Origin of the sequence: Halorubrum sp. FL23 (assembly GCF_052439115.2) — an archaeon.
Classification (GTDB): domain Archaea; phylum Halobacteriota; class Halobacteria; order Halobacteriales; family Haloferacaceae; genus Halorubrum; species Halorubrum persicum.
The window spans coordinates 47,083-53,082 of sequence record NZ_JBQVRO020000016.1 but is presented as its reverse complement, the minus strand read 5'-3'; the positions used below and the strand labels follow the sequence as shown (position 1 = coordinate 53,082).

The following is a 6,000-nucleotide window of genomic DNA, read 5'->3' as shown; positions in this document are numbered from 1 at the left end:
ATCCTCGGTGGGCAAGAACTCAGATCAGGATGAGAGGCATCACTAACCGGTGAATCCTGGTCACGCTATCCAACTACCTATTTTCTCCATCCGAGATCAGATCACTTGGTATATTACCCATCAATCACAACAGCGGTATATGCGCTGGTCCCCCCTCGCTCGTAAAGAATTTAATACCCTCCTCCAGTCAAAGGGACTCTGGCTACTTTCGCTCGTCCTCATTGTCACGAGTTACTTCTCGATTGGCGGCCCCTCCTATGTGTCCGATACTCTTGGGCCAAATATAACACTAGCCGCTTTTCAACTTCCAGTCGTCGTTTTCGGTGGGTTCGGAACAGTTCTCATTAGCTACCGTTCAATCATCAATGAACGTGAATCCGGGAGCATCAAATTCGTCAGCGGAATGCCTCTCCGACGGTACGAAATCCTTATTGGGAAAATCTTCAGTCGGACAGCTGCTCTCTGTATTCCTGTACTTCTCACGTTCGTCATCGTAGGGCTCGTGGGAACGATTCAGTATGGCTTATTTTCGCTTCCACAATTTGTACTCCTACTTCTCGTCTCAATTTTATACGTTTTAGCAAACGTCTGTATTGGAACTTCGATTTCAGCAATAGCGAACACCTCTATTCAGGCTGCAACAACTACGTTCAGTTACTACATCATCTTCATCCTCGGCTGGATAGATTTTTTCACTATTCAGTTGTACTCCACACTAACTGGCGTTCCCGTCAATCCACTAAATCCGCCAGCATCTGAATTTCTCTTCATCCTCCATCGATGGGGGCCATCCGGAGCATATAACGTACTGACGAATGCAATTCTTGGCGTCGGAAACTCGGCATCGTGGGTGACCGCCGTGATCGCTGACCAACTCCCAAATACTCGTTCGAATGCCCTCGTTGTTGACCTTGCGTTTACTGGTCAACAACCGATGATTCTGGATGAGCCATTGGCCCTATTGAACTTCGCATTTTGGATCATCATTCCCCTTCTAATCGGGGGATATGCATTCCAGCGAACTGACCTCGCCTGATTACCTTACGGAGACACAACATGCCTGCAATCACCACGACAGATCTCACGAAACGGTACGAGAACGAAACCGCTGTTCAAGACCTAAACCTAGAAGTGCAAAGTGGAGAGATTTACGGCTTCCTTGGACCGAACGGCGCTGGTAAATCGACAACGATCAACATGCTGATGGACTACGTCTATCCGACGACGGGGGAGATCTGTATCCTTGGTCTCGACCCCCACCAAGATTTGGTTGACGTCCATCAGCGTGTGGGGATTCTTCCAGATCGGTTTAGCGTCTATGACCAACTGACCGGACGTCAGCACCTCAACTACATCATCGACTCTAAATCTGCTGGCGAAAATCCGACAGATCTGCTCTCTCGTGTCGGGTTAGCGGACGCAGCAACCCAACAGGCAGGTAATTACTCACGAGGGATGCAGCAGCGGTTGGCGCTCGCAATGGCACTCGTCGGAGAGCCGGACCTCCTCATATTAGATGAGCCGTTTACCGGATTAGATCCACACGGCGCGCGGGCGATACGAGAACTTGTTGAGGAAGAAAACGAACGGGGGGCAACAGTGTTTTTCTCGAGTCACGTTCTTGGGCAGGTCGAACTGGTCTGTGACAGGGTTGGCATACTTAATGAGGGACAACTAATTGCAGAGGGCAATATCGACGATCTCCGCTTGGAGACGGGAGTAAAGGCAACGGTGACGCTCACTGTCGAAGGGTTATCAAGTGGTGTTGTAGAAGCCGTCAGGTCCGTAGAGAGCGTAACGGACGTTACGACGAACGGGGCAGAATTGTTGGTAAAGACAGGACAGAGCGATAGACGGATGGAATTGATAGAGACAGTTGAGCAGAATGGCGGGACTGTCAAGACGTTCTCTGTTCAAGAACCCTCAGTTGAAGAGATCTTTATCTCGTATACCGAGGCCGAGACCGGTCCGCGTGAACAGTAACCCGGTTCACCAGACTCGAGTATCACAGTTTCGGAGGATGTTGACGAGCTCGTTGGAACAGTTCTCTACGTCCCAGGCAACTGGCTGTGACTACCTCGACAGCACCAAAAACCTGCTAACAAACTCGGGTTGCGACGCATTTTCACGTTATCAATCGGTCGGATCAGGAAGCGACTCCATCGCAGCCTCCCGATCAAACGTATATGTCCCGTACTCAGGGCGTTCAAAGCCTGGAAGGTCATCGTAGAGGCGTTCAACTGTAGATGCCCAGAGCGCCCCGGCAGAGCCGTACGTGTCAGGATTGCGTTCGTACAATTGCTCCCGTAATTCGCTTGCTTTGAGTGGTCCCTGATCATCTAGGATCTGAGCAGCATCCAGCAATACAGTGCGAGCATCGTCGCTTTGTGGTCCATTCTCGTCAAGCCACTGTTTGAACTTGGTGAGAGATCGCGGTTCGTCAGCTGATGGCTGTTCTGTCGTCGACGGGTGGTGATCCGAAGGAGAATCAGAGGTTGAACTCACGGAGGGAGGGGTGCCTGTTGGTTGATCATCATTGGGGTGGAGCTGTTCGACTTCTTCCTCGAGATCGCTAACTCGTTGTGTGAGCTCATCATGGTAGTCGGCCAGTTCGTCGACAGTCTGCTCTATCTCGTCAACTTGTGCGCTATCGGTTGTCGCGGATGTGTCCTCTGCCGTCGCGATCTGGCTAATATCGGGGCGATGAAACAGGAGATGGCGGACGTATTCTGAGCGGGTACTAAATCCAGTTTCGTCCCCAACAGGCGCTTCGGAGGATGTCGTTACAGCGTGGTTGATTTTCAGCTCCTCACCTTTCAATCCTTATCTGAACACCGCCATGTGGGGAGGAAAAAGATAAACGGCTCTGATGGATGAAAGCCTGCTAAGTCCCCAGCGTGCGTGAAGAGGTACTGGGGTGGTCAAAGGCCGATGATTCAACAGCGTCGTAGAACGCGTGGCTCTGATTGGCCTACCTGCCAAGGACGCACTATCATGGGAGGCCGCCCGGATGCCGTCAGCATCCGGGCGGCGAGCCCGAATAGGTGTGGCTCCCTTCACGCACTTCCCACTCCAGAGGAACCATGTACTACCTCGGAATCGACCTTCATAAAGATGAGTCGCACGTCGCTGTTTTGGACGACGATGCCGAGGTCGTCGAAGAGATTCGCGTCGCAAACGCGAATCTCGACGAAGTCGCCGAAGAATACGCTGGAGCCAAAGCTGCGATCGAAGCAACCAGCAACTACTACACGGTCTACGACACCCTCAACGAACACCTCGACGTGGTTGTCGCAGATCCGAGCCAAACCAAGGCGATCGGCTATGCTGAGGTGAAAAACGACCGGCTCGACGCGAAGTTGCTCGCGCAACTTCGCCGAGCCGGCATGATCGCTGAGAGTTACGTTCCGCCCGAAGAGCTCCGGGAGCGCCGCGCACTCGTGCGCGGCCGGAAGCGATTAGTCGAGAAGCGGACGGATTTTAAAAACGAAGTCCACGCTGTTCTCGACAAACACGGGATCACCTACGACTGGGATCCGTTCAGCGTGAACGGGAGAGAAATCCTCGCCGGCGAGGATTTCTCGCTCGGTGTGGTCGGCGATCAGCTGATGGAGTCGTTCCTCTCGATCATCGACGAGCTCACGGCTCAGATCGAGGAGCTCGAAACACTGATCGAAGAGACCGCTGCGTCTCTTGAGGAGACGCAGCTGTTGATGACGATACCGGGCGTGAGTTTCTACTCGTCGTTGCTGATCACCTCGGAGATCGGTGAGATCGACCGGTTCAACGAGGCGAATCAAGTGGTGAGCTACGCAGGATTGGATCCGGTCGTCCGCGAGTCAGGTGACTCGCGGACTGAAGGATCAATCTCGAAACGCGGAAGTGGAGACTTACGCTGGATCCTCGTCCAATGCGTCCAAACGGCGGTTCATCGGTGTAACGATCCGTATCTTGGACGCTTCTACGCTCGATTGAAACAGCGGAAGAACCACCAGATAGCGATCGTCGCAACAGCGCGGAAACTGCTCGTATCGATCTTCCACATGCTGGAGCGTGAGGAGGTGTACGATCCACCAGAGGTGAGTGCCTGAGGGCCGCCGAGCCGGCGGCCCTCATCGGCGGGTCGCAGCGGGCGTGAGCCACAGCTAACGCCTTCACGTTCTGACCGCCTGCCGGCTGGTTCCTGAGCAACCACCGTGACTGCTTGCGATTTTCTCTCCGTGGACAAGATCGGGCCGATCCCGGCGAAAAATATAGTATCGCAGACGTGGTTTGTTGCGCTAGCAGGCTTTCATAGGTGTTGAAATCCTCAGAGAGTTACATGTTCGCCGTATAATTCGACGAGATGAAGGCCCTCCCGAAGTCCCAAATTCTCCGGTTTACTGAAAAGGCGATCCATCTGGCACGCCGAGCAGTCTCTCGATACTCCTCGAAATTTTCTAAACACCGCTATACACTCCCGCAGCACATTGTTCTGATCTGTCTCAAAGTGCGGAAGAACACGACCTATCGTGGTCTGCTTGACGAACTGATCGAGATGCCACGCATCCGCCGAACCCTTGGCTTATCTGAACTTCCTGCGCCATCAACACTCTGTAAGGCGTTCAACCGGCTTGATATGGCTGTGTGGCGTATTATATTGACCCTCTCAGCGACGCTACTCCCGACAAGCGGAGTTGTTGGAGTTGATGCGTCAGGATTCGACCGCAGTCACGCTTCGAAACACTACACGAAACGCGCTGAACTCACGATTCAGCAGCTCAAAGTGACACTACTGGTCGATACAAAAGTGAACGCGATTCTCGATCTACACGTGACGACGACACGAAAACACGATAGTCAGATTGCCCCGTCGTTGATCGAGCGCAATCCCGAGCATATTGACATCCTGCTTGGTGACAAAGGCTACGATGACCAGAAAATCAGACGACTTGCCCGTCACCACGAAGTTCGACCACTGATCAAGCATCGTGAGTTCACGTCGCTCCACAAGGCATGGAACGCACGCTTAGATGGCGATCTCTACCGTCAGCGAAGTCAATCCGAGACTGTGAACTCGACGATTAAGCGGAGGTACGGTGCGTTTGTTCGCTCACGACGGTGGTGGAAGCAGTTCCGTGAACTCACTATCGCCTGTCTCGTTCATAATGTAGACCGGTCACTCTGAACGGTCAATACAGACAAAGCATTTACCGAGAGTATCCTACGATGACCTATGAAGCGTCGTGATGTGCTTGTCATCACTGCTCCAGTCGTCGTTCTCCCCGCCGGGTGTCTACGCACGCAGAATTCTAAGCGAAACTCCGAATCATCCGAGTCAACACAGTACGAGTCTACGAGGCTGGTTGAAATCGGGTGGCAGGAAGAAAGCCCACTCGTCGACGGGCTTTCGCGTCATTCGGAGACAGAATATCATGTCGCGGTCGTCGGCTCTCTCTCGAATAGTGCCGTGAACCGGGAGTATCTTCGGCAGAACGACGGGCAAGACCTCCTCGCGTTTCTTGATAAAACGTCGTTCGAGACAGAACGAATCCTTGCGCTACAAGCACGTCATATGAGTACCGCCCGATACCTCGACCCTCCCTCGTTAGAGATTGACGTGGACGAGCGCATCGAGGGGACAATTTCCATCGGTTCAGCAGAAGGCGGTGGCGGTGCGGTAACCCGTGAAACTCTCTTTGTCCGAATCGAGGTCGATGCGCAGAATCCAACTGGAGCACGGATCACGATACACGAAAACGAGGACTCCGTTACGGTGACTACCGATTGATTCGTAGTTCTCATCGGCCGGCTGTTTCACACGATCTTATGTCTGAACAATAGGATTTCAACAGAGCCGATGATATAAATGTTGATACAGTAGAAAAAATAGAGCCGAATGATGTTGATTTCCTTGATGACGAGGAAATAACCCCTGAGGAATCGTTCGACGAAAACGAATCGGAATTAGTTGTGACTTCGTCGGGAGACCTTGACGACGAAGTGACAGTAACTGTTAAT

Annotated in this window: 6 protein-coding genes; 5 read left to right on the top strand and 1 reads right to left on the bottom strand. The window is 52.7% G+C overall.

What is annotated here, in order from left to right; genetic code table 11:
- Positions 1 to 139 precede the first annotated feature (139 nt).
- Both ACT4MF_RS15830 and ACT4MF_RS15825 read left to right on the top strand, forming a co-directional pair.
- Positions 140 to 1,036: an ABC transporter permease gene (locus ACT4MF_RS15830; protein WP_444683841.1), complete on the top strand. Its 897-nt coding sequence runs from the start codon at positions 140 to 142 to the stop codon at positions 1,034 to 1,036.
- A 20-nt stretch (positions 1,037 to 1,056) separates the two neighbouring features.
- Positions 1,057 to 1,983, top strand: a complete 927-nt coding sequence (locus ACT4MF_RS15825) for an ABC transporter ATP-binding protein (protein ID WP_444683842.1) — start codon at positions 1,057 to 1,059, stop codon at positions 1,981 to 1,983.
- A 150-nt stretch (positions 1,984 to 2,133) separates the two neighbouring features.
- Here the strand turns inward: ACT4MF_RS15825 and ACT4MF_RS15820 are convergent, their stop codons facing one another.
- Entirely contained in the window at positions 2,134 to 2,820 is a 687-nt protein-coding gene (locus ACT4MF_RS15820; RefSeq protein ID WP_444683843.1) for a hypothetical protein, read from the bottom strand.
- 263 nt (positions 2,821 to 3,083) lie between these two features.
- Here ACT4MF_RS15820 and ACT4MF_RS15815 point away from each other — a divergent pair, with 263 nt between their 5' ends.
- The 3 genes from ACT4MF_RS15815 (at position 3,084) to ACT4MF_RS15805 (ending at position 5,770) form a co-directional block, all read left to right on the top strand.
- Positions 3,084 to 4,091, top strand: coding sequence for an IS110 family RNA-guided transposase (locus ACT4MF_RS15815; protein WP_512053310.1), 1,008 nt, complete (start codon positions 3,084 to 3,086; stop codon positions 4,089 to 4,091).
- A 254-nt stretch (positions 4,092 to 4,345) separates the two neighbouring features.
- Complete coding sequence (locus ACT4MF_RS15810; RefSeq protein ID WP_512053309.1) at positions 4,346 to 5,167, top strand: IS5 family transposase; 822 nt, start codon at positions 4,346 to 4,348, stop codon at positions 5,165 to 5,167.
- A gap of 48 nt (positions 5,168 to 5,215) precedes the next feature.
- Positions 5,216 to 5,770, top strand: a complete 555-nt coding sequence (locus ACT4MF_RS15805; RefSeq protein WP_444683303.1) for a hypothetical protein — start codon at positions 5,216 to 5,218, stop codon at positions 5,768 to 5,770.
- Positions 5,771 to 6,000: the final 230 nt, after the last annotated feature.

Excerpts from the sequence above, each read along its gene's own strand:
- ACT4MF_RS15830 (WP_444683841.1), top strand. The coding sequence starts at position 140 with ATGCGCTGGTCCCCCCTCGCTCGTAAAGAATTTAATACCCTCCTCCAG.
- ACT4MF_RS15825 (WP_444683842.1), top strand. The coding sequence starts at position 1,057 with ATGCCTGCAATCACCACGACAGATCTCACGAAACGGTACGAGAACGAA.
- ACT4MF_RS15815 (WP_512053310.1), top strand. The coding sequence starts at position 3,084 with ATGTACTACCTCGGAATCGACCTTCATAAAGATGAGTCGCACGTCGCT.
- ACT4MF_RS15810 (WP_512053309.1), top strand. The coding sequence starts at position 4,346 with ATGAAGGCCCTCCCGAAGTCCCAAATTCTCCGGTTTACTGAAAAGGCG.
- ACT4MF_RS15805 (WP_444683303.1), top strand. The coding sequence starts at position 5,216 with ATGAAGCGTCGTGATGTGCTTGTCATCACTGCTCCAGTCGTCGTTCTC.